General features: G+C 68.9%; 25 protein-coding genes. 5 read left to right on the forward strand and 20 right to left on the reverse strand.

The window, feature by feature from the left end:
* Window positions 1-4: 4 nt before the first annotated feature.
* Window positions 5-625 carry a DUF47 domain-containing protein gene (locus ACWD4G_RS41985; RefSeq protein ID WP_189293043.1) on the reverse strand — a complete coding sequence of 207 codons (621 nt, stop codon included), beginning with the start codon at window positions 623-625 and terminating at the stop codon, window positions 5-7.
* A 261-nt stretch (window positions 626-886) separates the two neighbouring features.
* Here ACWD4G_RS41985 and ACWD4G_RS41990 point away from each other — a divergent pair, with 261 nt between their 5' ends.
* Window positions 887-1,276, forward strand: a complete 390-nt coding sequence (locus tag ACWD4G_RS41990) for a metal-sensitive transcriptional regulator (protein WP_451303338.1) — start codon at window positions 887-889, stop codon at window positions 1,274-1,276.
* A 173-nt stretch (window positions 1,277-1,449) separates the two neighbouring features.
* Here the strand turns inward: ACWD4G_RS41990 and ACWD4G_RS41995 are convergent, their stop codons facing one another.
* A complete protein-coding gene (locus ACWD4G_RS41995) occupies window positions 1,450-1,620 on the reverse strand; it encodes a hypothetical protein (RefSeq protein WP_451303412.1) in 171 nt (56 codons plus the stop codon).
* Between the two features lie 160 nt (window positions 1,621-1,780).
* Window positions 1,781-2,599 carry a hypothetical protein gene (locus ACWD4G_RS42000; RefSeq protein ID WP_451303340.1) on the reverse strand — a complete coding sequence of 273 codons (819 nt, stop codon included), beginning with the start codon at window positions 2,597-2,599 and terminating at the stop codon, window positions 1,781-1,783.
* Window positions 2,600-2,998: 399 nt separating this feature from the next.
* On the opposite strand from ACWD4G_RS42000, the gene ACWD4G_RS42005 reads away from it, so the two are divergent.
* On the forward strand, window positions 2,999-3,697 hold the full coding sequence (locus ACWD4G_RS42005) for a DUF2637 domain-containing protein (RefSeq protein WP_451303342.1): 699 nt from the start codon (window positions 2,999-3,001) through the stop codon (window positions 3,695-3,697).
* 42 nt (window positions 3,698-3,739) lie between these two features.
* On the opposite strand, the gene ACWD4G_RS42010 is transcribed toward ACWD4G_RS42005, so the two are convergent.
* From ACWD4G_RS42010 to ACWD4G_RS42035, 6 genes are all read right to left on the reverse strand, one after another.
* Window positions 3,740-5,020 (reverse strand): RNA-guided endonuclease InsQ/TnpB family protein, encoded by a 1,281-nt coding sequence (locus tag ACWD4G_RS42010; protein WP_451303346.1) that lies wholly within the window; start codon window positions 5,018-5,020, stop codon window positions 3,740-3,742.
* 1,153 nt (window positions 5,021-6,173) lie between these two features.
* A complete protein-coding gene (locus tag ACWD4G_RS42015; protein WP_451303348.1) occupies window positions 6,174-7,316 on the reverse strand; it encodes a methyltransferase domain-containing protein in 1,143 nt (380 codons plus the stop codon).
* Window positions 7,317-7,330: 14 nt separating this feature from the next.
* Window positions 7,331-8,203, reverse strand: a complete 873-nt coding sequence (locus tag ACWD4G_RS42020; RefSeq protein WP_451303350.1) for a radical SAM/SPASM domain-containing protein — start codon at window positions 8,201-8,203, stop codon at window positions 7,331-7,333.
* 224 nt (window positions 8,204-8,427) lie between these two features.
* Entirely contained in the window at window positions 8,428-8,601 is a 174-nt protein-coding gene (locus tag ACWD4G_RS42025) for a hypothetical protein (RefSeq protein ID WP_451303352.1), read from the reverse strand.
* A gap of 3 nt (window positions 8,602-8,604) precedes the next feature.
* Window positions 8,605-8,853: a hypothetical protein gene (locus ACWD4G_RS42030; RefSeq protein WP_451303354.1), complete on the reverse strand. Its 249-nt coding sequence runs from the start codon at window positions 8,851-8,853 to the stop codon at window positions 8,605-8,607.
* A gap of 187 nt (window positions 8,854-9,040) precedes the next feature.
* Window positions 9,041-9,325: a DUF7848 domain-containing protein gene (locus ACWD4G_RS42035; protein WP_451303356.1), complete on the reverse strand. Its 285-nt coding sequence runs from the start codon at window positions 9,323-9,325 to the stop codon at window positions 9,041-9,043.
* A 520-nt stretch (window positions 9,326-9,845) separates the two neighbouring features.
* Here ACWD4G_RS42035 and ACWD4G_RS42040 point away from each other — a divergent pair.
* Both ACWD4G_RS42040 and ACWD4G_RS42045 read left to right on the forward strand, forming a co-directional pair.
* Window positions 9,846-10,661: a helix-turn-helix domain-containing protein gene (locus ACWD4G_RS42040; RefSeq protein ID WP_451303358.1), complete on the forward strand. Its 816-nt coding sequence runs from the start codon at window positions 9,846-9,848 to the stop codon at window positions 10,659-10,661.
* On the forward strand, window positions 10,658-10,876 hold the full coding sequence (locus ACWD4G_RS42045) for a DUF397 domain-containing protein (protein WP_451303360.1): 219 nt from the start codon (window positions 10,658-10,660) through the stop codon (window positions 10,874-10,876). The genes ACWD4G_RS42040 and ACWD4G_RS42045 overlap by 4 nt, the downstream gene beginning before the upstream one ends.
* 184 nt (window positions 10,877-11,060) lie before the next feature.
* Here ACWD4G_RS42045 and ACWD4G_RS42050 read toward each other — a convergent pair whose 3' ends face one another.
* The 9 genes from ACWD4G_RS42050 to mshD all read right to left on the reverse strand — a co-directional run bounded on the left by ACWD4G_RS42050 (window position 11,061) and on the right by mshD (window position 19,970).
* On the reverse strand, window positions 11,061-11,492 hold the full coding sequence (locus ACWD4G_RS42050; RefSeq protein WP_451303362.1) for an NUDIX hydrolase: 432 nt from the start codon (window positions 11,490-11,492) through the stop codon (window positions 11,061-11,063).
* 50 nt (window positions 11,493-11,542) lie between these two features.
* Window positions 11,543-11,671, reverse strand: coding sequence for a hypothetical protein (locus tag ACWD4G_RS42055; RefSeq protein ID WP_451303364.1), 129 nt, complete (start codon window positions 11,669-11,671; stop codon window positions 11,543-11,545).
* Window positions 11,668-12,885, reverse strand: coding sequence for a CHAD domain-containing protein (locus ACWD4G_RS42060; protein WP_451303366.1), 1,218 nt, complete (start codon window positions 12,883-12,885; stop codon window positions 11,668-11,670). Before ACWD4G_RS42060 ends, ACWD4G_RS42055 begins: the two co-directional genes overlap by 4 nt.
* On the reverse strand, window positions 12,866-15,103 hold the full coding sequence (locus tag ACWD4G_RS42065) for an RNA degradosome polyphosphate kinase (RefSeq protein WP_451303410.1): 2,238 nt from the start codon (window positions 15,101-15,103) through the stop codon (window positions 12,866-12,868). Before ACWD4G_RS42065 ends, ACWD4G_RS42060 begins: the two co-directional genes overlap by 20 nt.
* A gap of 495 nt (window positions 15,104-15,598) precedes the next feature.
* The gene (locus tag ACWD4G_RS42070; RefSeq protein WP_451303368.1) at window positions 15,599-16,411 is read right to left on the reverse strand and encodes an ABC transporter permease; all 813 of its coding nucleotides are present in this window, start codon (window positions 16,409-16,411) and stop codon (window positions 15,599-15,601) included.
* The gene (locus ACWD4G_RS42075; RefSeq protein WP_451303370.1) at window positions 16,408-17,517 is read right to left on the reverse strand and encodes an ABC transporter permease; all 1,110 of its coding nucleotides are present in this window, start codon (window positions 17,515-17,517) and stop codon (window positions 16,408-16,410) included. The genes ACWD4G_RS42070 and ACWD4G_RS42075 overlap by 4 nt, the downstream gene beginning before the upstream one ends.
* Window positions 17,514-18,488, reverse strand: coding sequence for an ABC transporter ATP-binding protein (locus tag ACWD4G_RS42080; RefSeq protein WP_451303372.1), 975 nt, complete (start codon window positions 18,486-18,488; stop codon window positions 17,514-17,516). Before ACWD4G_RS42080 ends, ACWD4G_RS42075 begins: the two co-directional genes overlap by 4 nt.
* Complete coding sequence (locus ACWD4G_RS42085; protein WP_451303374.1) at window positions 18,485-18,871, reverse strand: GntR family transcriptional regulator; 387 nt, start codon at window positions 18,869-18,871, stop codon at window positions 18,485-18,487. Before ACWD4G_RS42085 ends, ACWD4G_RS42080 begins: the two co-directional genes overlap by 4 nt.
* A 136-nt stretch (window positions 18,872-19,007) precedes the next feature.
* The gene (gene mshD, locus ACWD4G_RS42090; protein ID WP_451303376.1) at window positions 19,008-19,970 is read right to left on the reverse strand and encodes a mycothiol synthase; all 963 of its coding nucleotides are present in this window, start codon (window positions 19,968-19,970) and stop codon (window positions 19,008-19,010) included.
* A 305-nt stretch (window positions 19,971-20,275) separates the two neighbouring features.
* Between mshD and ACWD4G_RS42095 the strand changes: the two genes are divergently transcribed.
* Window positions 20,276-22,081: a bifunctional metallophosphatase/5'-nucleotidase gene (locus ACWD4G_RS42095; RefSeq protein ID WP_451303378.1), complete on the forward strand. Its 1,806-nt coding sequence runs from the start codon at window positions 20,276-20,278 to the stop codon at window positions 22,079-22,081.
* Window positions 22,082-22,096: 15 nt separating this feature from the next.
* Here the strand turns inward: ACWD4G_RS42095 and ACWD4G_RS42100 are convergent, their stop codons facing one another.
* The gene (locus ACWD4G_RS42100) at window positions 22,097-22,945 is read right to left on the reverse strand and encodes a response regulator transcription factor (RefSeq protein WP_451303380.1); all 849 of its coding nucleotides are present in this window, start codon (window positions 22,943-22,945) and stop codon (window positions 22,097-22,099) included.
* 66 nt (window positions 22,946-23,011) lie between these two features.
* Window positions 23,012-23,896: a hypothetical protein gene (locus ACWD4G_RS42105; RefSeq protein WP_451303382.1), complete on the reverse strand. Its 885-nt coding sequence runs from the start codon at window positions 23,894-23,896 to the stop codon at window positions 23,012-23,014.
* Window positions 23,897-24,028: the final 132 nt, after the last annotated feature.

The raw sequence follows: 24,028 nt of genomic DNA on the forward strand, positions 1-24,028 counted from the left end.
CGGGTCAGGACTCCTTGACGGCGATGGTCTCCACCGTGTTCGCCACATGCTCGAAGGCGTCCGCCGCCTCCTCCAGCACATCCACGATCTGCTTCAGCTTGAGGACCTCGATGGCGTCGTACTTGCCGTTGAAGAGGTGCGCCAGGAGCTTCCTGTGGATCTGGTCCGCCTGGTTCTCCAGCCGGTTGACCTCGATCCAGTACTCCGTGAGGTTGTCCATCGTGCGCAGATTGGGCATGGCCTCGGCCGTCAGCTCGGCGGCACGTGCCAGTACCTCGATCTGCTGCTCGACGCCCTTGGGCAGTTCCTCGATGTTGTAGAGGACGACCAGGTCGACGGCCTCCTCCATGAAGTCCATGATGTCGTCGAGGGAGGACGCGAGGGAGTAGATGTCCTCGCGGTCGAAGGGCGTGATGAACGAGGAGTTCAGCTGGTGGAAGATCGCGTGTGTGGCGTCGTCACCGGCGTGTTCCGCTGCCCGCATACGCTCCGCGATCTCGGCCCGGGCGGAGGTGTCCGCCCCGAGCAGTTCCATCAGGAGCTTCGAGCCCGTGACGATGTTGTCCGCGGACGCGGCGAACATGTCGTAGAAGCTCGTCTCCCTGGGGGTCAGACGAAAGCGCACGTGGGGTCCTCGGTAGGCATTGGTTTCGGTCAGGCTGATGCTAGGCGCATCATCCGGCCACGGCTAATGCTCCGTCGACCAGTGTCACCCATGAGCCTTCGTGAACTGCACAGGGGCGTACGACGGAACCCGTCGGCGCCCGGGAGGGCGCGCGGCGGGACGTACGGCGGTCGCCGGCGACCACTGAGCCCCTACCCAGCAAAGTTCGTTACCATATACCTACCTGGGGTATATGCCCCGAGACGTCTGTGGGAGGACGCGATGACGACCACCGAGGCCGGAGCGACGGTGCCCTCCGAGGGGGCGGCCGAGGGGACCGTCGATGTCGCGGATGTCACGGATGTCGTGGTGACCGACCACGACCGTGGAATCCACGGCTATCACCAGCAGAAGGACGAACACCTGAAGCGGCTGCGCCGGATCGAGGGGCAGATCCGAGGGCTGCAGCGGATGGTCGACGAGGACGTCTACTGCATCGACATACTCACCCAGGTCTCCGCCTCCACCAAGGCCCTGCAGTCCTTCGCCCTCCAGCTGCTGGAGGAGCATCTGCGGCACTGCGTCGCCGACGCGGCGCTCAAGGGCGGTGCCGAGGTCGACGCGAAGGTGGAGGAGGCGACGAAGGCGATCGGCCGACTGCTGCGCACCTGAGGGCGAACGGCGGGGGGTGTGGACGGGGTTGCCGTCCGGGGTGGTTGTGACGAGGGGGGTCGCCGAGGTGATCGAGGTGATCGGGGTGGCCGAAAATCATCGGGTGGGGTGGTGAGGGGCCGGAGAGCCGGTCCTCCTCCGCTCATGGGCATGTGCGGGGTGGCCTCGGCTGCCTACCGGGCGGCCTCGGCCCGTTCTTCCCACACCCTGAGGACCTCGTCGATACGGGCGGGGCTGAGGCGGTCGCCGTCGGTGGTCGAGGCGGCGATGATGAGGTCGCCGCACAGCTCGATCTCGGCGAGGGCCACGTGGTCCTGAACCGCCGTACCGCCTGCCGGAGCCACGCGCATCACCTCTTCTCCGCCGTCACCGACTTCCTAGGGTAGGCAGCCGTCCACAGCCGGCGCATGGCACCAACGGACCATTTCCGGCCCCCCGTTTTCCGCCTGTGGTGCCATGCGGCACCCTTGACTTCCGTGTGTTCCCGGCCTCCGGCGGGCACCGCTACTCGGCGATCTTCCCGGCGTAGATGTCCTCGGACCTCGGCAGTCGTACGGTCACGGGGACGCCGAAGTCGTACAGCACGGTCGTCGAGGCGACGGCGACGGTGCCCTGTTGGCCGCCGTTGACGAAGCTGAAGCGGTGGCGGACCTTGCGCAGGCGGCCCTCGTCGTCGAAGTACGCGTCGAAGGGGACCTCGGCGGTGGCGAAGCCCTTGGCTGCGGCGCGCAGGGGGGCGCGATTGCCCTCGGAGGCGGCGCGGGAGGCGACGCCCAGATCGGCGGTGCCCCGGTAGTGGCGGACGGAGGTGCCGTCCACCTCGGCCCGTCCGACGTACGTCGCCGTACGCGCCCCGCGCAGCACCTCGGCGGCGGCGAACGGGTCGGTGGCGCCGCCGGTGACCAGATTGCCGTCGGAGAGGGAGCCGGTCTCGACGCGGACCCATTTGTCGGAGGGGACGCCCGCGCCCCGGTTCTTCATGAACAGGGCGCCGGGGGCGAGGAGTTCGGTGATCGGACGGTGCTCGCTGATTCCGGCCGCGTCCTGCGGGAGCAGTACCTTGAGTCTGCCGAGCCGTCTGCCGTAGTCGTAGACGCCCTCGCCGTGGATGGTCACACGGGTGCCGCCGGTGGCCATCTCCATCTCCGTACGGGCCTTGGAGCTGCCGGCGCGGGTCAGGGTGGGGGCGGCGTGGTGGAGGAGGCCGACCGGGTCGGCGGAGAGGGAGTCGGACGCGCCCTCGACGCCGCAGCCCAGCGGGGAGACCAACAGTCCGGCCGCGACGGCCACCGAGCCCGTCCTGCTGTGCCGCCGCGTCACCATCGCCTGCCGACCCCCTGACCGGTCCGTACCGGGTCCTTCCGTCCGACCGGTTAACGACGGGTGGGGGAGGCCGTCACGGAGGGGTGGGGGAGGGGGCGCACGGGAGGGGGCGGCCGTAAGGCCCGGAAGGGGCGCGTCGGGGCGGTGGGGTCCCGGAATCGGTTCCTTATTCATGGAAAGCGGATTCCCGTCTGTTCTCCATTTCTTCTCCCCCGAATTCGACAGTCCGGTATGACGACCGCTTTGTTATCCGACTTCTGGCGTACGCATGTCCTGGCGTCCCGCTTGTCGGTTGTTGGGGGAGAAGGCGCTTGAAATGGGTGACGGATCGTGAGACCCGGCATCGCATGGCGACTGACCTGGGATGAAGAGCTGGACCGGCGATCGACGGGATGTCCGATGAATGAAATCCATGATGAGCTGCCTTTCTACGGTATTAATTTTCCGCGGCAGCCCGGACCCGCGGTACGCGCTCCGGAGACGCGTGGTTCCGACGGTGCCGGCCCGGATTTCGAGGACGACGACACGCGGAACGAGTGGGACCCGGTCGAGGAGCTGGCCCAGATGCTGTCCAGGGGGGCCGCGACCGGGGCCGGGCATGACACCGCCCTGCTGGGGCGGCCGCACCGGCGCCGGCGGAACCGGCGGCGGGGCACGGCCGAGGAGGGGGTCCGCAAGGAGACCCACCTCACCGTGCTGGTCGTGGCGATCACCGTGTGCGCGGTGCTGATGCTGGGGTGGTCGATCTCGTACACGTACGACCAGCTGCGGACCATCGCCTCGGCGGTGCTGCCGCAGCGGCTGGCCCAGTGGTGGCCGCTCGCGGTGTACGGGCCGTGGTTCGTGGCGGCGCTGTCGATCCTGCGGGCGACGATCCAGAGCCGGAGCACGCGGCGGTCGTGGTGTGTGGTGCTGGCCGCGTCGGCGATGGCGGTCGCCCTGTGCGCCCGGCACGCGCCGCAGGCGATGCTGTCGCTGGTGATCTTCGGTATTCCGCCGGTCACGGCCGTGGTCTGTCTGTGGGAACTGGTGGGCCAGGTCGCGACCAAGCACCATCCACGCCACGCGGCCCGTCGGAAGGGGGAGGAGAAGGATTGAAGTGTTCTCCTCCCTTCGCAGGCTCAGGAAGGAGATTCCCACCTACCTTGCGGTGGCGGGCTTGACGCGGCGAGCGCGTCTGACGACTGCCCTCCCGGCAGCCGGGATCGCCACGAGGCCGATCCGGTACAGGTGCAAGATGTTCCGGGCCGCGTTGTGGTCGGCGTTGCCCGACCAGCCGCAATTCGGGTTCTTGCACACGAACACGGCCTGTGTCTCCCGGCTGTCGGGTGTGGTGCATCCGCACGCCGAGCAGCGCCGGGAGGTTCCGGGAGCGGGGACCTTGACCAGGGTGCCGCCGTGCCGGGCCGTCTTGTACGCCAGCATGGTGACCGTGCGGCCCCACGCCTCGCCGGCGATGGAGCGGTTCAGCCCGGCCTTCTGCGCGACGTTCTTCCCCGGCTCCTCAACGGTCCCCTTCGCAGACTTGACCATGTTCGTGATGGTGAGCGCTTCGACCACGACTGTGCCGTAGGTGCGGGCGATGGTGGTGGTCGTCTGGTGCTGCCAGTCCGCTGCCCGTCGCTTGGCTTTCGCTCGGAGCTGGGCGATCTGGTCGTAGGTGCGGTGCAGGCGGCGGCTGGTGCGCTCGCCGGGCTTGTGGTGCTGTTTGCGCTGGGCGGCGCACTGCTCCAGGCGCAGGAGCTTGGCTTGTTCGCTCTCGGTCAGCCACTCGCCGTGCTCGTACACCGTCCCGTCGGAGAGGGCGAGAGGCACGGTGACGCCCATGTCGATCCCAACCTCGGGGCCGGTGTGAGGCTCGGGCTTGGGTTCCTGGGTCGTCACCCGGAAGGTGATGTGCCAGCCGAGCGCGTCCTTGATGAGCCGGGCGCCGGTGAGCCGGTTCTCGGTGGTGGCGCGCTGGCCGACGGGGAGGTCTTTGGTCCACCGGAAGCGGACACGGCCGATCTTCGGCAGGTTGACCATGCCCCAGCGGCGGTGCACGCGTTTGATGTTCAGGTCCCGGCCCTGCGGGACGTCCACGCACATCACGGATCGGAACCGGCCTTTGAAGTTCGGCGCGTCCGCCCGGCCCTCCCAGCAGTTCTTCCATGCCTGGACGTACGTCTTCAGCACGGCTTGGGCGGCCTGTGCTGGGAGGACGGTGAGGAATTCGAGGTCGTTGCGTGCCTGGCGGATCGCGGCGTCCGCGTTCGCGAGAGTCCGCTTGTCCTTCGGCATCATCTGCCACCAAGCATGCAGCAGATTCCACATCGTGCGGGCCGCGTGCGCCTGAGCATCGGCCTTCAACACCCCGGCAGGCGACAGCGCAAGCCGGGCGCGATGCCCGAACTGCCGCTTGACCAAGGTGCCTTGACCCACCAGGCGCTCCCCACTCGACAATCCGCCCGACACTCACAAGAACGGGCGAGAGGCTCAAAGGTCACCCAACTGGCCCCGCTGACACGGCAGCCCGTCACCGACCACCCGACGCGGCAACCCCTGTCCGCCCAGAACCAGCCCTCCGAACTGGTCAACCCCCTCAAGGCCGTCTCCGCCCGGCTGCCGTGCGGGGAGTACGACACGCACGCGCGCCGGCCCCCAGGCGACCACCGCCTCCGGTCCGGCTCACACTTCGCCGGATCGTGCGGCAGGGCACCGCTGACCGTGGTCAAGCAGGACATCGAGCGGCAGCAGTGCCCCGTGGGCCGAGGCCAACAGTGCGGACCCACGCGAACACGCGGGTCAGAGCAGTGTTGAGACGCGCTTCACCTCCCCTCTACACGGAGGAGCACTAGGCAAGGCCAGAAGTAGAGCCCTGAGAGTGGGAGGTGTGGCTTTGAGGGTGAGGCGTGCGGGTTCTGTGACGGGTGGTCGGGGCCGTCGGCCAGGGGGGCGTCTCTTACTTGGCCTGGGTAACGTTGTTGGTGTGGCGCAGCAGGAGGACGAGCGGGCCGGTGGGGTGTCGGGCGAGCACATGACGACCACCGTCGAGCAGGGGCGTTTCTGTCTGGCCCGCTGCACCTGTGGCTGGCGCGGCCCAGCCCGCCGGGCCCGAAGCCTGGCGAGATCGGACGCGGCGAGGCATTCGGCTGGGGGGTGAGGGGGGGGCCGGAGCGGGGTGCGTTGGCTTCGCGGGAGCGGCGTTATGCGTGGCACAGGGTCGCCAGGAACTCGTCGACCAAGTCGCTCTCGCGGGCTGGTGGGGCAGTCGCGGGTGGCCGTGGTGTCAGCCAGGCGATGCGGGCCACTTCCCGGATGGGGGAAGTGGCCGTCGAGTGCCTCGGCCGTCCAGTAACTGACCTGCTTGGGGCGGTCGTTGGCGACGTAACGCGCCGTCGGAAGCCGGGGGCCGAGCTAGCACCGACAGCCGGTCGCCTCCTCGGTCTCGCACAAGGCGCCGTCGAGGGGGCCTCGCCGCGCTTGATCCGCATGAGTGGTGGAGTGGCTGGCCGAGTAGGGCCACACATGTGATTTGCCCACGCCGAGTTCTCCTCAACGTGGGCAAATCAGGCGATTAGGCCGGAGTCTTGCGCTAGGCCCCGAGCGAGGCCGTCCACCTCCCTCTGGACAGATGACACACGCCGTCCGGGGTGATCTCCAACCGACTTCCGTACAGGGGCAGTCCGCCTTCAGCGTTGAGTCGATTGCGGATGCGTTCCAGCTCACCCCACAGCCGCCGGGGCCCGCCCTGGTGAACCTCCGGGGCGTCGAGCCATTCGGCCGAGGCGCGGGCCCAGGAGCCGTCGGCGTGGACGAGGTAGGCGGTGCGGTGACGCCCGCGCGCCTCGTAGTCCACCTCGATCCCAGGAGAGGTGACCTCCAGCATGGACCGCAGTTCCCAGGCCGAGGCCACGTCGAGAACGGGGTAGCGGCCGACTGACACGTCCTCGCCCTCGGCCTCCCGCGCATGCCCGAGCAAGCTGTTGAGGCCGGGGGCGTAGTCGGCCCCGTGCCGGGTCTTCATGAACCCCGCCCAGTCCCGTTCGACCTGCCCGGTGGCGCCGCCATCCTCGTTCTTCCACGCGGTGAGGATCAGCGACGTATTGGCGAGGGTGGTGACCAGACGTCCGCCAGGTCGCAGCGCGCGCAGCACGGGCACCAGGCCGGGCCCCGGCTCCAGGGCGACGGTGGCGATGATCCGGTCGTACGTACCGGGGATGGCGCGGGTGGCGTCCATGGCGATGAACCGCGGGTGCAGGCCCATGCGTGCCAGCCGTCCGGCGGCTGCTTCGGTCAGGTAGCCGTCGACATCCAGGCTCGTCACATGCTGACTCCCGAGCCGGCGAGCGGCGTAGGAGGCCAGGCCGCCCGCCCCGGTGCCCAGGTCGAGCAGATCCAGGCCCACGGCGATCCGCGCGTGCCGCAGGAAACGGACCACAAGACTCGGCAGCGTCGCCGACGACGTAGGAAGCCCGTTCGGCCGGTCGCCGTCCTGTGCGTGGTCGGCATGCAGCCCGCCCACGCTGGTGATCAAGGACGTATCGGAGTACGCAGCAGACAGCCAGCCGTCAGGATCTGACGCACCGTCACGCAAGACCCAGCGGCCCCCGCCCTCTCGCTCCCACCAGCGTGGGACCAGTTCATGACGCGGCGTTGTCGCCACGGGCCCGTGCCAGCGGGAAACGGGGTCGGTGACCTCTGCCGCCAGCTTTGCCGCCCGTTCTTCCCAGTCCACCGGGGTCCTCCTGTTCACTCGTTGTACGCGGGGTTGCAGGCTTCGGTGTTCGCCGGATCGCAGTCGTTCGAGTCGTCCGGTGTGCATCCGGCGCGGGAACGGGGCGGAATCGCCGCGATCGTCTCCGTCCACTCACGGCTGCCCAGGAGTTCGGCCAGCCGCCGTTCACGGACGTTGCCCGTGGGCAGGAACCGGCTCAGCACGCACCCGGACAGATCCCCGTTCGGCAGTACGGCTGCCCGCCCCCGACCGCAGTTCCCGCACAGATCCCGCACGGTCGGAGTCTGCCCCGGCAGGGCAGCACGCCCCACTGCGCGAACTCGATCGGTCTTGACCTGTGCGACACCCAAGGCGAGCAGTTCCGCGCGCGCCTCGTCGACGTGCTGACCCGGCAGGACATCAACGATTCCGGCGTACACCACGATGCCCCGCCGTACCGCCTCGCCGATGTTGTGCCGAGTACGGGCGTAACTGCCCACCCGCCCCGTGACCTTGTCATGCTCCGCCGGATCGTTGCTGTAGTAGCTGGTCCCCAGCGTCACGCCGTCCCGCTCGAACACCTCCCACCACTCGTTCCGCACGTGAAACAGGTTGCTGTACACCTGCACGCGCAGACCGAGGGAGAGCGCGAGATCCGTGAAGGCGATCCAGTGCGGGTTGACGGTCGGCTCACCGCCGATGAGCTGAACCTGAGGGATGCCCAGCGTCGCAGCGTCGATGATGACCGCCTTCCAGTCCGCTGGAGTCATGTCTCCGTGCGTCGCCCGAGGGCTGGACTCCGAGAGGCAGTGCTGACAGGTGAGTTGGCACTTTCCGGTGATCTCCAGTTCCAGGACTTCGATCCCGGCGAATGGCTTCGGCACGGGTGTCTCGATGAGCGTAGTCATGCGTCGCAATCCTCTCTCTGTCGAATTTTCCTCTGCATGCACACGTGCGCTCTTGCGTTACGCCCCGGTCGCCCACCACCGACGGCAGACGACCGGGGCAGCGAATAGTGGCCACTTCTCTCGGTGACGGAAAATCGCCACCAGAAGCGGCCCTAAGCCTCAGGGGGCCGTAAAAGGTACGGCCACGTAATCCTGCTGCCGAGGTTCCAGGACAGGTGAAATCGCTAAGAAGTCTTCTTTTCCTTGGGCAGCTTGGCCGCGCCCAATTCGGCGGCCTTCTCTGCCATTTCCCGAAGGGTGGGGTCAATGCTGGAGTCCCTTGCTGCATTGATGGCTGCACCGACACCTCCGATCAGGTCGAAAAGTTCGTCGTCGCCCATCGGCTCAGGCTCTTTCATGGATCACTGTTCCTGTATGTCTTCGGGGAGGTCACCGATCACCCATTCCATGGGGATGTCCCCTCCCTTGGTCAGTGTTTCGTCGAGATTCAGGAAGAGCAGAGCGAGGCACACGGCATGCGCCTTCCACTGCGCCTCCCCCTTCACTGTCCTTATGTATTTCGGATCGGTCAGTTCTTGAGCCGCTACGCAGGTTTGGTGGTAGAGCACAGTGGCATCAAGGCTGTTTCCGCTGATTTCCTCGCCACTCATGGCGGGTTGCTTATGCTGCTCCAAGGCGTGCCTGCCCCGCAGAAGGCTTGCGAGGTCATGACATTGGGCTTGGACCCCATGACAGTGCTCGCGCCCACCACGAACCCACACAGTCCGCTAGCGGTGATGATGACGAGCACACCTCCCACTCGACCTGCGGCGGAGCAGAGGGAGCGCCTTCCTGTCATCACTTCCCGACTCGCCGCACGCGGGCCGGCTCAAGCCCCGGTGGAAGCTCAGCAGGCTCCAGCAACGCGAAGTCATCGAAGCGACGACGGAACGTCTGATGACCCGTTTTCTGCATGTGCTTTCTCATCCAATCGTCCACGTCAACCGCTGTGTAGTGCACTCCGGATTCTTCACCACAGTCCGTCTCGTCCCCCGCTACGCATGTGGCGGAGTATTCAGGCTCGACGTAAGGGTCCTGACGAGTGGTAAAGGGAACGAACCGAAATACGACACGCTCTCCCATGTCAGAGTCCCTTCGAGCTATTTCCGTTCAACTCGGCAACAGAGGCGGAAAGCGCCTCTGACGCTGTGACGGGCTCAATGTCATCCGGCCGGACGTCCCATTCCCTTCCGCCCCGGAGCGGACGAAGCTGGACGCGCCCACCCACGTGCCCCATGACTCGACCGACCTCGTTGGTTCGCGTGTCCTTGGCAGTGGTGCCGATTTTTGGCTTCATCGGATCAACCGCCGCATCAAACCCGCCTGCACTGCGCGAAGGTCGACCGAACCAGGGTCAGCGAAACCACCACGAGGACGCCAAGCAAGTAATCCCCGGTCGCCGAACTCTTTCCGAAGCTCAACCAGCCGAGCCACATCGTCAGAGGTTCTTGTGGGCATGGGGTTGCTGGTCATGGCCGGTGCCGAGCCCTTCGATCTCTTCCTGCTGTCCGAAGCTTGCTGCTCCCACCTTGGCGGCTGACGCGTACTCTCAACAGGGTCTAGGGGTTTCCAACGAGTTTGGAAAGTTAGGTGAGTTGAACAGGTGAGCGAGGAAGCAGAGCCCGCGAATGGCTTGGAATGGTTCGGACGGGAGGTAGAGGCAGCGCTCAAACACAAGGGGGCTACGCAACAGGCATTGGCCGACGCGACCGGCTACCAACCGCCCTACGTGTCCAAGGTGAAGAGCGGCAAGGCCCTTGCGTCAACTCACTTCGCCGCAGGCTGTGACCGCTTCTTCAACACGAGCGGCTACTTCGAGCGGCTGTTGGCCAGGGTCAGCGAGCGTGGTCACCCCGGTTGGTTCGTGCCGTACGTGAACCTGGAGAAGGCAGCTCTCAAGATCGAGGACTTCAGCAACGCTCTCATCATGGGCATGCTGCAGACCCCCGATTACGCAGAAGGAACCTTCCGGTCCACTCACCCCCGTGAGACCGACGAGCAGATCAAGACCCGCGTTGAAGCTCGCATGCAGCGTCACAGCGTGATGGAGCGTGAGGAGCCCCCGCTTCTGTGGGTGATCCTGCATGAGTCGACCCTGCGAACCGTCGTGGGTGGGGCGGGGGTCATGCAGGGTCAGATGGAGCACCTACTGGCCGAGGCATCAACGCCCCACGTCACGCTTCAAGTGCTCCCGTTCCATGCCGGTGCCCCCGCATCATCTCTTCCGTTTACCCTGCTTACGCCACCGGACGGACCAACCGTTCTGTATTCGGAGACGAGGGAGAAGGGGCATGTTTCTGACTCGGCAACAGCCGTAGCCAACGCTCAAGCCACCTACGAGCGTTTGCGCGCGGCGGCCTTGTCCTCACAGGACTCACTAGCCCTTATCCAACAGATCGCAGAGGACTTCACCACATGAGCAGCACCCCGGACCCCAGCACGACCGCGCAGTGGGCCAAGAGCACTTACAGCGGCGGCGAGGGCGGCCAATGCATCGAGTGGGCCCCGGGCCATGCGCGAGCGACGGCCGAGTTCAAGGTCCGCGACAGCAAGAACCCGAGCGGCCCCCATCTGACCCTGAGCCGAAGGGCGTTCGCTGGTCTCGTGGAGTTTGCCAAGAACATAGACCTCTAGCCCGCAGTTCCACTCAGCCCCATCTCGCCCGGATAGCGGCGAGGCGGGGCTCGCTGTTGCGCGGCCGAGCCGCACCGCAGGGACTAGCCGAGCCGCACGGCCTCAGTCTGACGACTCAGGGGGAGACTCCTGTGTCCTGTCGGTAACGAACGTGCCGCGCCCCCAACCTCACAGGGCAATACACCTAGTCACCCGTCTCCGCGCTGTGGAGCGTGTCGAGGAACGAGGAGACCACCGCGCGGTCCCGCTCGTACGACAGGCGCTGCATGGCGGATTCGGGGGACAGCCAGAGGAGTTCGGAGACTTCACGATTGGGGGCGAATCTGCCGCCTGTTGCTTCGGCCGCCCAGTAGCGCACTTGCTTGGGGCGGTCCTGGGCATCGTTGTAGTGGACGGCGGGGAGTTCCGGCCCGAGTGTGCAAGTCATGCCGGTTTCCTCAAGCACCTCACGGACGGCCCCGTCGCGGGCGTCTTCACCGCGCTTGAGCTTCCCTTTGGGCAGGGACCAATCAGCCCACTTTGGCCGGTAGACCAAGGCGAGTTCGATCCCTTCCCCCGAGGGTGAGCGGCGCCACAGGGCGCAGCCTGCCGCGAGTACCAACGGTGTGACTTCCATCACTGCCTCGATCTCGTTAGGGCTCTGACCTGCACTTTCTTTCACCGTAGTTAACGATCACACGACTCGTCGTATTTCGGGCGATGGACCAGACAGATCTCCAGGTCCCCGTCCATGGGTGAGCGGCGCCAGAGGACGCAGCCCGCCGCGAGGGTGGTGGTGTCGTCGGGTTCGGTCAAGGGGTGCTCACCGCCTCCTTCTGCCAGGACTGTTGGAAGGCGAAGCGGGCTGCCTCCACTTCGTGGCGTTGGTCGGCGTGCAGGACGCCGAGGGCGTAGGCCGTGGCCGGGGCGATGCGGGGGGTGCGGGCCGCCGATGCCGCCGCCGATGCCGCCTCGGAGGCGTCGCGGTGGCGGTTGAGGGCCTCGCCGGCCGCGAGGAGCCGTACGTCCACGGGGACCGCCTCGGGGTGCAGGACCTCCAGGGCGTAGCGGTGCAGGCGCAGGAGCAGGCGTACCTGGTGCCAGGGGGCGTCCTGGGGGTGGGGTGCGGTGTCGGGGGAGAGGCCATGGATGAGGGCCTCGGCGTTGTAGGGGTGGCCGGCGGTGAGCAGGGGGAGGCCGGTGATCGCGTCGCAGAGGCGGTCGTGGGCGGCGGCGGCCAGGGGGCGGAGGTCGGCCGTGGTGGCGGTGGGGGTGAGCGGGACTTCGCTCGCCAGTACGGCCACGCTGTCCGCCACCGCGTGGAAGCGGGAGCTGCCGAGGGCCTGTAGGGCGGCTGAGTGGGCTCGGGTGCGGGCTAGGGTGAGCTGGCGGTCGAGTAGGGCGCCTGCTTTGGCTGCGCCTACGGTCAAGTTGCCGCGGTCGGCTGTGGGGGGCTGGGGCTGGGCGGGAGTTGTGGGTGCCGTTCTCCTTGGGATGGGCGCCGCCCCAGCGGCACGACTGCCCGCAGCTACGGCGGCTTCGGAACCGCCAGCGGCACGATTGCCCGCGACTCGGGCAGAAGCATTGGAGGGTGAACGGCCGCCGCCGACAGGGGAGTTCGTCGACTGGGTCGGGAAAGTCGGGGCTCCCGACAGGCGGTTCAGGGCGGCTACCAGGCGGTCCAGGCGGGCCGCGTACGCGTGTTCCCGGCCCAGGGTGCCGGAGAGCCAGGCGAGTTCGGGGCGGAGGGATTCCGACCAGGTTTCGTCGAGGAGGGGGCGGTAGGTGTGGAGGGTGGCGCTGATGCGGCGGGCGGAGCGGCGGAGGGCCAGGGCCGCTTCGGAGGGGTCCTCGGCTCCCGGTTCGGCGGTGCGGGACTGCGCCCGGGCGGGGGCGGCGCCGCCGCCCGTCTCCTGGTGGGCGCGCAGCGCGCGGAGGAACTCCGTGGCCTGGGCCCGCAGATAGCCGACGAGGGCGTCTGCGGGCACCGAGGCCGTGGTGTTCGTGGGGTCAAGGTGTCGCTGTGCCACGCCGGCGCCTCCGGGCGTCAATGAGCATCTCCTGGACGTTGCGCAGGGGCTGGCCGTCGGCGTCGGTGGAGTGCCGGTTCCACTCGCCGTCCGGGCCGAGGTGCCAGGAGGAGGTCGTGTCGGACATACCGGTCTCCAGCAGGCGGTTGAGCGCCGCCCGGTGGGCCGGGTCGGTGACCCGTACCAGGGCCTCTATCCGGCGGTCGAGGTTGCGGTGCATCATGTCGGCGCTGCCGAACCACACCTCGGGCTCACCGCCGTTGCCGAACGCGAAGATCCGGGAGTGTTCGAGGAAGCGGCCGAGGACCGAGCGGACCCGGACGTTCTCCGAGAGGCCCGGCACGCCCGGCCGTACCGCGCAGATGCCGCGTACCCAGATGTCCACCGGGACACCGGCTTGCGAGGCCCGGTAGCAGGCGTCGATGATCGCCTCGTCCACCATCGAGTTGGCCTTGATACGGACGTACGCGGGGCGGCCGGCGCGGTGGTGCCGGACCTCCTTGTTGATCCGGGAGATCAGGCCGTCGCGCAGGGACTTGGGGGCGACGAGCAGTCGGCGGTAGGTCTCGCGGCGGGAGTAACCGGAGAGCCGGTTGAAGAGGTCGGAGAGGTCGGCGCCCACCTGCGGGTCGGCGGTCAGCAGGCCCAGGTCCTCGTAGATACGGGCCGTCTTCGGGTGGTAGTTGCCCGTGCCGACGTGGGAGTAGCGGCGCAGGGTCTCGCCCTCCTGGCGGACCACCAGGGACAGCTTGCAGTGGGTCTTCAGACCGACGAGGCCGTAGACGACATGGCAGCCGGCCTCCTCCAGCTTCTTCGCCCACTTGATGTTGGCCTGCTCGTCGAAGCGGGCCTTGATCTCGACCAGCACCAGGACCTGCTTGCCGGATTCGGCGGCGTCGATCAGCGCGTCGACGATCGGGGAGTCACCGGAGGTCCGGTAGAGGGTCTGCTTGATCGCGAGGACGTCCGGGTCCTCGGCCGCCTGCTCCAGGAACGCCTGCACGGATGTGGAGAAGCTGTCGTACGGGTGGTGCAGCAGGACGTCGCGCTCGCGCAGGGCGGCGAAGATGTCGGGCGCGGACGCCGACTCGACCTCGGCCAGGTCGCGGTGGGTGCCCGCGATGAACTTCGGGTACTTCAGCTCGGGCCGGTCCAGGCCTCCTATGCCGAAGAGTCCGGTCAGGTCGAGGGGGCCGGGCAGCGGGTAGACCTCGGCCTCCTTTATCTTCAGCTCGCGCACCAGCAGATCGAGGACGTACTGGTCGATGGACTCCTCGACCTCCAGGCGCACCGGCGGCCCGAAGCGGCGCCGCATCAGCTCCTTCTCCAGGGCCTGGAGCAGGTTCTCGGCGTCGTCCTCCTCGACCTCCAGGTCCTCGTTGCGGGTGAGGCGGAAGGTGTGGTGCTCCAGGACCTCCATGCCCGGGAACAGCTCCTCCAGGTGCGCCGCGATGACGTCCTCGACCGGCACGTACCGGTTCGGGGAGGCCTCCAGGAAGCGGGCGAGCAGCGGCGGGACCTTCACGCGGGCGAAGTGGCGGTGGCCCGAGACCGGGTTGCGGACGACGACCGCGAGGTTCAGCGAGAGACCCGAGATGTACGGGAAGGGGTGCGCCGGGTCCACGGCGAGCGGGGTGAGGACCGGGAAGATCTGGTGGCGGAAGAGGGTGAACAGGCGGGCCTGCTCCTTCTCCGTCAGCTCGCTCCAGCGGACGACATGGATGCCCTCCTCGGCCAGTGCGGGGGCGATGTCCTCGTGGAAGCAGGCGGCGTGCCGGGCCATCAGCTCGCGCGAGCGGGACCAGATCATCTCCAGCACCTCACGCGGCTGGAGCCCGGAGGCGGACTTCGAGGCGACCCCGGTGGCGATACGGCGCTTGAGGCCGGCCACGCGGACCATGAAGAACTCGTCCAGGTTGTTGGCGAAGATCGCCAGGAAGTTGGCCCGCTCCAGCAGCGGGGTGTTGGGGTCCTCGGCGAGTTCGAGGACCCGCTCGTTGAACGCGAGCCAGCTGCGTTCCCGGTCCAGGAAGCGGCCCTGCGGGAGCTGATCGCCGTCGTGGTCGCCCCCCTCGTACGCGTCGAGGTCGGCGTCGAGGTCGGGGTCCAGGTCGGCGACCCCGGCGGCGGCCACCGTGTGGGGGCGGTGCGCGGCGAGGGAACCGACGGACGGCTGCGTGTGCTGGACCTGGGCTGCCTGCGTGTCTGACTGGCTCATGGGACCATTCTTCCGCGCCGCGAGCATGACCGGCGCGTCGGAGAGGGCCGGTGGCAGCGGGGCGGGACCGGCCGCCGTGCGTGCCGCGTGCCGATCCGTCGTCCGGGCGGCGGCGTTCTCGGCGATGTCCGCGTCGATCCGGGCGACGACGTCGGCGACGGGGTCCGCGACGTGGTCCGCGTCCTCGACGGCAGCCGGTGGCGACGTGGGGTGGGTGCCCCCCGCACTCATCCCGTTGCTGGGGCCGTGGTGTGGGGGCGGCGACGGCTCGGGCACGACCGGGTTCATTGACGCAGCGTCGCAAGGCCGTCTGAATCGCCGGTTACGGAGACCTTACGTATGGGATAGCGCAGGGAGGACCGCCGGTTCCGAGAGGGGCGGTCCCCTCGCTCCGGCGTGCGCCCTTGCCCCGCCGGTACGCCCCTCCCCTCGTTGGACTCGCCGGTACGCCCCTACCCCCGTCGGAGGGGCGTACCGGTCGGTGGGGCCGGGCCGTCAGCGGGCCGTGCGGCGGCGCAGCAGCCAGAAGGCGATGGCCGTGGCGAGGGCCGTGACGGTGAGGACGACACCGGTGGCCATCAGGTGCAGGGGCCAGAAGTCCGAGAGCGGGTGCGTTCTCGCGCCCTCGGGCAGGGGCCACAGATCGGCGGTGTGGTCGTCGAGGTACGTATGGAAGACGATCATGACGCCGGTGGCGACGGCCAGGGCCGGGAGCGCCCGCTTCAGGACGAGGCCCGCCAGGGCTCCGACGGCCAGTCCGCACAGGACGTACGCCACGGCCAGGGGGCCCAGGGACACCATCGGCTCCGGGTACCACCACTCGTAGCCGTACGACTCCTTCTTGTCCGGCCAGGCCGAGCGGAAGAGCAGCACCAGCGCGGTCATGCCGAGGGTGAGGACCGCCGCCGGTACGGCCAGTCTCGCGGTCAGCCATCCGGTCGGGGTGACCGACTGGGTCCAGGACAGCCGGGCCGTCCCCCGCTCCAGCTCCCGGCCGGTCAGCGAGGCTCCGGCCCAGGCGGCCACGGCGTAGCCGACGTACGCGATGAACGTCGACACCATGCTGACGCCCGTGCTGTACGTCATCTCCGGCGCGATGTCGATACAGGTGGTGATCCGGCACCGGGCCACCTCCTCCCGCACCGCGGGGAGGGTGACGAACCGCAGCCAGAGCAGCCATCCCGCCATGGCGAGCACGTACAGGGCCCAGACGAGCAGGGCGGGGCGGTGCAGCCGGAGGGTGGTGCGGGCGAGGGCACGGGCGGGGGTGGCCGAGGTGGTGAGGGAGGCGACGAAGGCGGTGGTCATCGGGTGCCTCCGGAGAGGTCCGCACCGCTTCCGGAGAGGTCCGTGCTGCCACCGGAGAGGTCCGTGCTGCCTCCGGCGGCGTTGGTGCCGCTCGCGGAGAGGGGTGTCTGGCGGCGGAGTACGGCGAAGGCCGCCAGGATCAGCAGGGCGGTGAGGGTGAGGACGATGCCGGTCTCGACCAGTTGGAGGGGCCAGAAGTGGGAGGAGGGGTGGTACTCCGTGTAGTACGCGGCGATGTCCGTGCGGCCACAGGCGTCGTCGGCCGTGCAGGCGACGCTGGAGATGTGGTCGCCCGTGGTGGTGACGATGCCCCGGTCGACCATCTCGCCGGTCCAGTCGCCCCGCTCGGTGCGGGAGATCACCGTCTCGGTGGGCCACAGCAGATGGCGGTTGCCCGAGATCGTGCCGGCGGCCGCCATCACGCCCAGGAGGCCGGCGCAGAGGGCGGGCAGGACGCGGTGGAACAGCAGGCCCGCGAGGACGCCGACGGCGAGGCCCAGCAGGGCGTAGGCGGTGGCGGTGGTGCCGTTGGCCTCGAAGGTGGCGGAGTCGAACCAGTCCCGGGTGGCCATGTTGTGGCGGATCTCGGTGTCCCGCGCCCAGACCAGACGGTTCAGCAGGGTCAGCAGGACCGTGCCCGTGACCAGCGCGGCGGCCGGTACGGCCAGCTTGGCCGCCAGCCAGCGGGCCGGGGTGACCGACTGGGTCCACGCCAGCTTGACGGTGCCGCTGTCGAACTCGCGGGCGATCAGGGCGCCGCCCGCCCATGCCGCGACCAGGAACGGCAGGATGGCCAGGACGAAAGTGCCCAGCGAGACGGCGGTGCCGAAGAGGTTGTAGCCGGGGCCGCTCAGTTCGCAGTAGTCGGTCTTGAGGCAGCCGCTGCGTACGACCTCGTCCCAGGCCGCGTCCACCCCGGGCCCGGCGGCCCACAGCAGCCCGCCACCGGTCAGGAGCACCAGCAGCCCCCAGAACCACAGCGCCGACTGGTGCGGCCGGATCATGGCCCGGACCAGGCTTCGGGTCGGGCTCGCCGGGCGGGGCGCCGAAGCCGAGGAGGTCTGCGGGGTGGGTGCCTGGGCGGTCCGTGCGGTCGTGGTGCTCATGCGGTGGCCTCCTGGATCTCGGAGCCGTTGGTCTCGCTGCCGCCGTCACGGCCGCTGTCGCCGTAGCCTTCGGTTTCGCCCGCGTCGCCCTCGTCGCTCGCCCCCGTGAGGGTCAGCGGCGGGGCGTCGGGGGAGCGGAGATGGGCGATGACCAGCTCCTCCAGGGTCGGTTCGGCGGTCCGCCAACCGGCGCCGAGGTGGCCCTGCGTGCGTACCAGCGCGGTCAGTTGACGGCCCGTCGTGCGGGACTCGATCACCGTGTGCGGGGCGAGGTCGCCGGTCGTCGGGCCGGTGACCAGGGTGTGGGCGGTGAGGAGGTCGTCCAGGGGCCCCGCGAGACGGACGCGGCCGGCGCCCAGGAGGAACAAGTGGTCGCAGGAACCCTCCAGTTCGGCCACGACATGGGAGGACATGACCACGGTGGTGCCGTGCTCGGCGGAGTCCGCGAGCAGGGTGCCCATCAGCTGGTGGCGGGCGAGCGGGTCCAGGTCGGCCATCGGCTCGTCCAGCAGCAGCAGTTCGGGCCGCTTGCCGAGGGCCAGGGCGAGCGCGACCCGGGTGCGCTGGCCGCCGGAGAGGGAGCGGATCTTGGCGTTCGGACGCAGCTCGCCCTCCTCCACCACGGCCTCGGCGACGGCCGCGTCCCAGCGCCGGGGGTTGAGGTCACGGCCGAGGCCGAGGGTCTCGGCGACGGTGAGCTGGGGGTACAGCGGCTTGTCCTGGGCGACGTACGCGAGGCGCTCGCGGGCCGCCGCCGGGGTCGTGCCCAGCACGGTGACGCTGCCCTCGGTGGGGGCGAGCAGTCCGGCCGCGTGGGCCAGGAGCGTCGACTTGCCCGCGCCGTTCGGCCCGACGATCGCGCAGACGCGGCCCGCCGGGAGCCGCAGCGTGCAGTCGCGCAGCGCCCAACGTCCCGTCCGCCGACCGAACTTCTTGCCGAGCCCGGCCGCCTCCATGGCGGTCTCACTCATGCCTCGTCCCCCTTGAAGTGTTCGTCCAGTACCGAGGTGAAGAGCGCGGCCACGTCGTCCCGCTCCAGTCCCGCCTCGCGGGCGCGGTCCGTCCAGGCGGACAGCTCGGCACGCAGCGGGGAGTCCGCCGGGGTGGCCCCCAGTGACTTCCGCACGAACGTGCCGAGACCGCGCCGGGCCTCGACCAGGCCCTCGCGCTCCAGCTCGCGATAGGCCTTCAGGACCGTGTTCGGGTTGATCGCCGTGGCCTCCACGACCTCGCGGGCCGTGGGCAGCTTGTCCCCCGGTTCCAGCAGACCGAGGCGCAGGGCCTGCTTGGTCTGCTGGACGATCTGCAGATAGGTGGCGACTCCGCTGCGCCGGTCTATCCGGTACTCGATCACGTCCACCACCCTTTCACTAATTGAGTAGTGAAAGGGTGGTGCAAGAGAGGGGGCGGTGTCAACAGCACCGCCCCCTGCCTGTGGACAACTTCCGCGACGCCGCCGATCGGCGGATACGCGGACCGCGCGGTGTCTGTCAGGTTTCGCTGCGGTACATCAGGTCCGTCTCGTACGTCACGAAACCGAGGCGTTCGTACACCGTCACCGCCGCCTTGTTGTCGGCGTCGACGTAGAGCATCGCGGTGGGCAGGCCCTGGGCGGCGAGGTGGCGCAGACCGATCGTGGTGAGGGCCTTGCCGAGGCCGCCGCCCTGGGCGCCGGGGAGGACACCGACGACATAGACCTCGCCGATCTGCTCGGCCGCGTGGACCTTCGTCCAGTGGAAACCGATCAGCTCGGCGCCGCCCGGCCCCCCGGTCCCGCCCTCGCCCGTCCGCCGTTCGGCCAGGAAGAAGCCCGCCGGGTCGAACCAGGGTTCGGACTTGCGGTCGTCGAGGTCGCGTTGGGTGAGGGAGCCCTGCTCGGGGTGGTGGGCGAAGGCGGACGCGTTGGCCGCGAGCCACGCCGTGTCGTCCTCGCCCGGCACGAACGTACGAACGGTGATGCCCTCCGGGAGGACCGGCTCGGGCGGGTCGAAGTCGGCCAGGGAGCGGCGCATCTGGCGGAGTTCGCGGAACAGGGTGAGGCCGAGGACCTGGGCGAGATGGCGGGCCGCCGAGTGGCCGCCGTGCGCCCAGACGCGCAGGCGTTTGCCGGACTCGGCGAGCAGCGCGGAGCCGAGGGCGCGGCCGTGGCCGTGGCCCCGGTGGGAGGGGTGGACGACCAGTTCCGCGGCCGGGGCCTCCACCGGGTCGGTGTCCTCCAGTTGGGCGTAGCCGATGAGGGTGTCGCCGACGGTGAGCAGGAGGTGGTGGACCCCTTCTCGGGCCGGTCCTCGGAGGTGGAGTCGGCCTTGCTCGGACACCGCGGCCTGGCCGTCCACCCGGGCGGCCTCCTCGATGAGGGTGAGGACGGTGTCCTTCTGGGCGGGGGTCAGCTCCAGGCGGCTTTCGATGCTCCGGGCGGTGGGGGTGGGCCGGGCGGGGTCGTCGCTGGTCATGGGTTCGAGATTAAACCGGGGGTGGGGTCAGGGGGCGCCTACGAGCTCGGTTGGTTCTGTGGTCGCGCGACTGCGGGTTGTGTGTGGTCGCTCGCGCCCACGCGGCGGAGCCGCAAATTGACACAGCCCCGCGCCCCTTGAGGGGCGCCGAACGTGCCCTTTTGTCATGACTCCTCCATTGCGGCTACCAGGTCGTAACCATGAACCCCCTGTTGCGCTACGCGCGTTGAATCTACGCTTCCGGCGGACGGGGCCATCTCACGCTTTTCTCAACTTCCCTTCTCTTACGACACCCAGGGGGGCATATGTCAGCCACACCCCAGGCGCAGCGCCGCAGAAGTCGTCGCAACCGGGTTCTCGCCGTGGCCGCCGGGCTGGCGACCGTCGGTGCGCTCGCCGCCGCCATTCCGGCCAGTGCCGGCGAGGGGCACTACAAGCCGGGCAAGCACAAGCCGAGCCGGTACCAGGACGTGCAGCTGCTGTCCTTCAACGATCTCCACGGCAACCTGGAGCCGCCGGCCGGGTCCTCGGGCCGGGTGACCGAGCTGCACGAGGACGGTACGACGGAGACGATCGACGCCGGTGGTGTCGAGTACCTCGCGACGCACCTCCGTGACGCGCGCAAGGGCAACAAGTACTCCATCACCGCCGCCGGCGGTGACATGGTCGGCGCCTCCCCGCTGATCTCGGGCCTCTTCCACGACGAGCCCACCATCGAGGCGCTCAACGGCCTCGACCTGGACGTCACCTCCGTCGGCAACCACGAGTTCGACGAGGGCGCCAAGGAACTGGCCCGGCTGCAGAAGGGCGGCTGCCACCCGACCGACGGCTGCTACACGGACGAGGGCTTCGCGGGCGCCGACTTCCCGTACCTCGCCGCGAACGTCCTAGACGAGAAGACCGGCAAGCCGATCCTCAAGCCCTACTGGGTGTGGAAGAAGAACGGCGTCAAGATCGGCTTCATCGGTGTGACCCTGGAGGACACCCCGGGAATCGTCTCCGCCGAAGGCGTCAAGGGCCTGAAGTTCAAGGACGAGGTCGAGACGATCAACAAGTACGCCAAGGAGCTGGAGCGCCAGGGCGTGAAGTCGGTCGTCGCGCTGATCCACGAGGGCGGCTTCCCCGCCTCGACGGCGTACAACTACGACTGCGACTCGCCCGGTGCCGGTGACGGTATCTCCGGTCCGATCGTCGACATCGCCAAGAACATCACGCCCAAGGTCGACGCCCTGGTCACCGGCCACACCCACACCGCGTACGCCTGCACGATCAACGACCCGTCCGGCAGGCCGCGTACGGTCACCTCGGCCGCGTCCTTCGGCCGGCTGTACACGGACACGACGCTCACGTACGACCGCTTCACCGGCGACATCGCCCGTACGGCGGTGAAGTCCGCGAACCACGTCGTCACCCGTGATGTCACCAAGGCCGCCGACATGACGGCCCTCATCAGCAAGTGGAACACCCTGGCCGCGCCCATCGGCAACCGCGCCATCGGGTACGTCTCCGCCGACGTGCCCAACACCGGCACGGAGTCGCCGATGGGTGACCTGATCGCGGACGCGCAGCTGGCGTACGGCAAGACGCTCGACGCCGAGACCGATGTGGCGCTGATGAACCCCGGTGGTGTCCGCGCGGGCCTCACCTACGCGGCCAAGGGCACCGAGGGCGACGGCGTGGTGACCTACGCCGAGGGCTTCACCGTGCAGCCGTTCTCCAACACGGTGAATCTGCAGGACTTCACCGGGGCCCAGCTGATACAGGTGCTGAAGGAGCAGGTCAGCGGTACGAACGCCGCCTCGCCGAAGATCCTGCAGCCGTCGGCCAACCTGACCTACACGCTGGACCTGACCAAGTCGGGCGCCGACCGCGTCGTCACGGACACCATCAAGCTGAACGGTGCCGCCATCGACCCGGCCGCCACCTACCGTGTCGCCACCAACAGCTTCCTCGCGGGCGGCGGCGACGGCTTCACCACGCTGGGGCAGGGCACGAACGACCTCGTCGGCACGGATGACCTGGCGGCGCTTGAGCAGTATCTGCTGGCGAACTCGTCTGCGGCCAGTCCGCTGGCGCCGCCGGTCGCCGACCGGATCACGATCGTGAGCTGAACGCCAGCGCTCCGCTTAGAGTGCCGCTATGGGCCGTTTGTCGTCTGCGGCGCCGTCGTGGTTGATCGCGCAGTTCCCCGCGCCCCTGAAGGGGCGCGGGGACCGCAGCGCGTACCCCAGCCCCCTCACCGTGTGGATGATGCGGGGCTCGCCCCGGTTCTCCAGCTTTCGGCGGAGATACATCACGTAGACGTCGAGGGTGTTGGACGTGGGCTCGAAGTCGAAGCCCCAGACCTCCTGGAAGATGCGCGCGCGGGTGTGGACGCGGCCCGGGTGGCGGAGCAGGTACTCCAGTAGGGCGTACTCGGTCCTGGTGAGGGCGAGGGGGCGTTCGGCGCGGGTCACGGCGCGGGTGCCGAGGTCCATGACGACATCGGCGAAGGCGAGCCGGTCCTCGTGGACGGCGGCCGGCCGCGGCGCCGTACGGAAGCGGGCCGGGTTGCCCCGGCGCAGCAACGCCCTGACGCGGGCGAGGAGTTCCTCGGCGGCGAACGGCTTGGTGAGGTAGTCGTCGGCGCCGTTGTCGAGGGCGACGATACGGTCGCCGACCGCGTCCCGGCCGGTGATCATCATGATCGGCACGGTGGAGCCGGAGGCCCGGATGCGCCGGGTCGCGGCCAGTCCGTCGAGGCCGGGCATGGTGACGTCCATGAGGACGAGGTCGGGGCCGTCGCCGTCCGGCGTTCCCACGAGATCGAGGGCCACGAGACCGTTCTCGGCGAGCACGGTCTCGTAGCCCTCGAATCGCAGCAACCGTCCGATGCCGTCCCGTACGGCCGCGTCGTCATCGGCCAGCAGGATCGTGGCCGTTCTCGGTGCCGTACCGGCTGTGCGGGCTGTGTGGTTCGTCGTCGTCCACGCCATCTCCACAATGTGAGGGCGGGCACTGTGACCGCACTGGGAGAGGGGTGTGGGCGGGCTTGGGGAACGTCAGCGGGCGCAGGTCTTCGGGTCCAGCTTCTGCTCGATCTTGTCCTCGCGGCCGTCGGGCTGGCCGTTGGGGAGGAGCTTGTCGGAGGTGCCGTCGATGTAGTAGCCGTACGAGTAGATCGTGCGGTACGAGCGGCCGCGCCAGCTGTGGACGGTGACGTCGCCGTCACCCTTGTTCCACTGGTAGTCCTCGACGTAGAAGATCGGGTTGACGCGGACGACGCGCTGGTAAGGCGTCCAGGTCACGGCGACCTGGGTGCACGGCGGGATCGTCTTCTCGCTACGGCGTTCGAAGCGGGACTCCTTCTCCCAGCCCCACTCGTAGCTGAAGCTGCCGCCCGCGCTGCCCGAGAAGATGCTCTTGGCGACGGAGAAGCTGAGCTGGGCGCCGACGCTCTTCTTCGCGAACGTCTTGGTGCTGTAGCTGCTGACGAAGGTCTCCTTGTCGTCCTTCGACCCCCGGTTGCCGATCCACGGCGAGGTGCGGACGGTGGTGCCCTTGGTGGACCAGGTCGAGGCCTGCGCGTTGCCGCACCAGCCGCGGAAGACTTCCCAGTCACCGGCCGGCAGCCACAGGCCGACCACGTCCCGCAGGTACTCGTCGCGGGTCTTGAACTCGCCGGTACGGACGTTGAGGGCGCCGTAGACACCGGTGAGGCTGGACTTCTGGGCGCAGAGCCGCTCGATCATCGAGTCGGTGTTGCCGGGGTCGACGCCCCGGATGTTGGTCGCGCCACCCGGTCCGGCCGCCTGGGCGGAACCGGAACCCGCGATGACCCCGGCCAGGGCCAGCGCGGCCGACGCCGCGAACAGGGTGGTCTTCTTCAGCGCGGCCCTGGCGGACCAGGCGGAGCGCGCCGTCTTGTTCATCGCCTTGTCTGACATGCGTATGGATGCCACTTTCGTGCTCCTGCTGCTGTCGGCCGGAGTCGGCGGCCACCGGCCTTTGTCTGGGGGGAACGAACAGCAGAGAACACGACGCACATCACAGCGCGCTCGGAGGTTTCTCAGAGTCCT

This window comes from Streptomyces sp. NPDC002643, from assembly GCF_053592555.1.

Excerpts from the sequence above, each read along its gene's own strand:
- ACWD4G_RS41990 (WP_451303338.1), top strand. The coding sequence starts at position 887 with ATGACGACCACCGAGGCCGGAGCGACGGTGCCCTCCGAGGGGGCGGCC.
- ACWD4G_RS42065 (WP_451303410.1), bottom strand. The coding sequence starts at position 15,103 with ATGAGCCAGTCAGACACGCAGGCAGCCCAGGTCCAGCACACGCAGCCG.
- ACWD4G_RS42080 (WP_451303372.1), bottom strand. The coding sequence starts at position 18,488 with ATGAGTGAGACCGCCATGGAGGCGGCCGGGCTCGGCAAGAAGTTCGGT.
- ACWD4G_RS42030 (WP_451303354.1), bottom strand. The coding sequence starts at position 8,853 with ATGAGTGGCGAGGAAATCAGCGGAAACAGCCTTGATGCCACTGTGCTC.
- ACWD4G_RS42075 (WP_451303370.1), bottom strand. The coding sequence starts at position 17,517 with ATGAGCACCACGACCGCACGGACCGCCCAGGCACCCACCCCGCAGACC.
- ACWD4G_RS42025 (WP_451303352.1), bottom strand. The coding sequence starts at position 8,601 with ATGAAAGAGCCTGAGCCGATGGGCGACGACGAACTTTTCGACCTGATC.
- mshD (WP_451303376.1), bottom strand. The coding sequence starts at position 19,970 with ATGACCAGCGACGACCCCGCCCGGCCCACCCCCACCGCCCGGAGCATC.
- ACWD4G_RS42035 (WP_451303356.1), bottom strand. The coding sequence starts at position 9,325 with ATGGGAGAGCGTGTCGTATTTCGGTTCGTTCCCTTTACCACTCGTCAG.
- ACWD4G_RS42005 (WP_451303342.1), top strand. The coding sequence starts at position 2,999 with ATGAATGAAATCCATGATGAGCTGCCTTTCTACGGTATTAATTTTCCG.
- ACWD4G_RS42020 (WP_451303350.1), bottom strand. The coding sequence starts at position 8,203 with ATGACTACGCTCATCGAGACACCCGTGCCGAAGCCATTCGCCGGGATC.
- ACWD4G_RS42050 (WP_451303362.1), bottom strand. The coding sequence starts at position 11,492 with ATGGAAGTCACACCGTTGGTACTCGCGGCAGGCTGCGCCCTGTGGCGC.
- ACWD4G_RS42070 (WP_451303368.1), bottom strand. The coding sequence starts at position 16,411 with ATGACCACCGCCTTCGTCGCCTCCCTCACCACCTCGGCCACCCCCGCC.
- ACWD4G_RS42100 (WP_451303380.1), bottom strand. The coding sequence starts at position 22,945 with ATGGCGTGGACGACGACGAACCACACAGCCCGCACAGCCGGTACGGCA.
- ACWD4G_RS42095 (WP_451303378.1), top strand. The coding sequence starts at position 20,276 with ATGTCAGCCACACCCCAGGCGCAGCGCCGCAGAAGTCGTCGCAACCGG.
- ACWD4G_RS42105 (WP_451303382.1), bottom strand. The coding sequence starts at position 23,896 with ATGTCAGACAAGGCGATGAACAAGACGGCGCGCTCCGCCTGGTCCGCC.
- ACWD4G_RS42045 (WP_451303360.1), top strand. The coding sequence starts at position 10,658 with ATGAGCAGCACCCCGGACCCCAGCACGACCGCGCAGTGGGCCAAGAGC.
- ACWD4G_RS42000 (WP_451303340.1), bottom strand. The coding sequence starts at position 2,599 with ATGGTGACGCGGCGGCACAGCAGGACGGGCTCGGTGGCCGTCGCGGCC.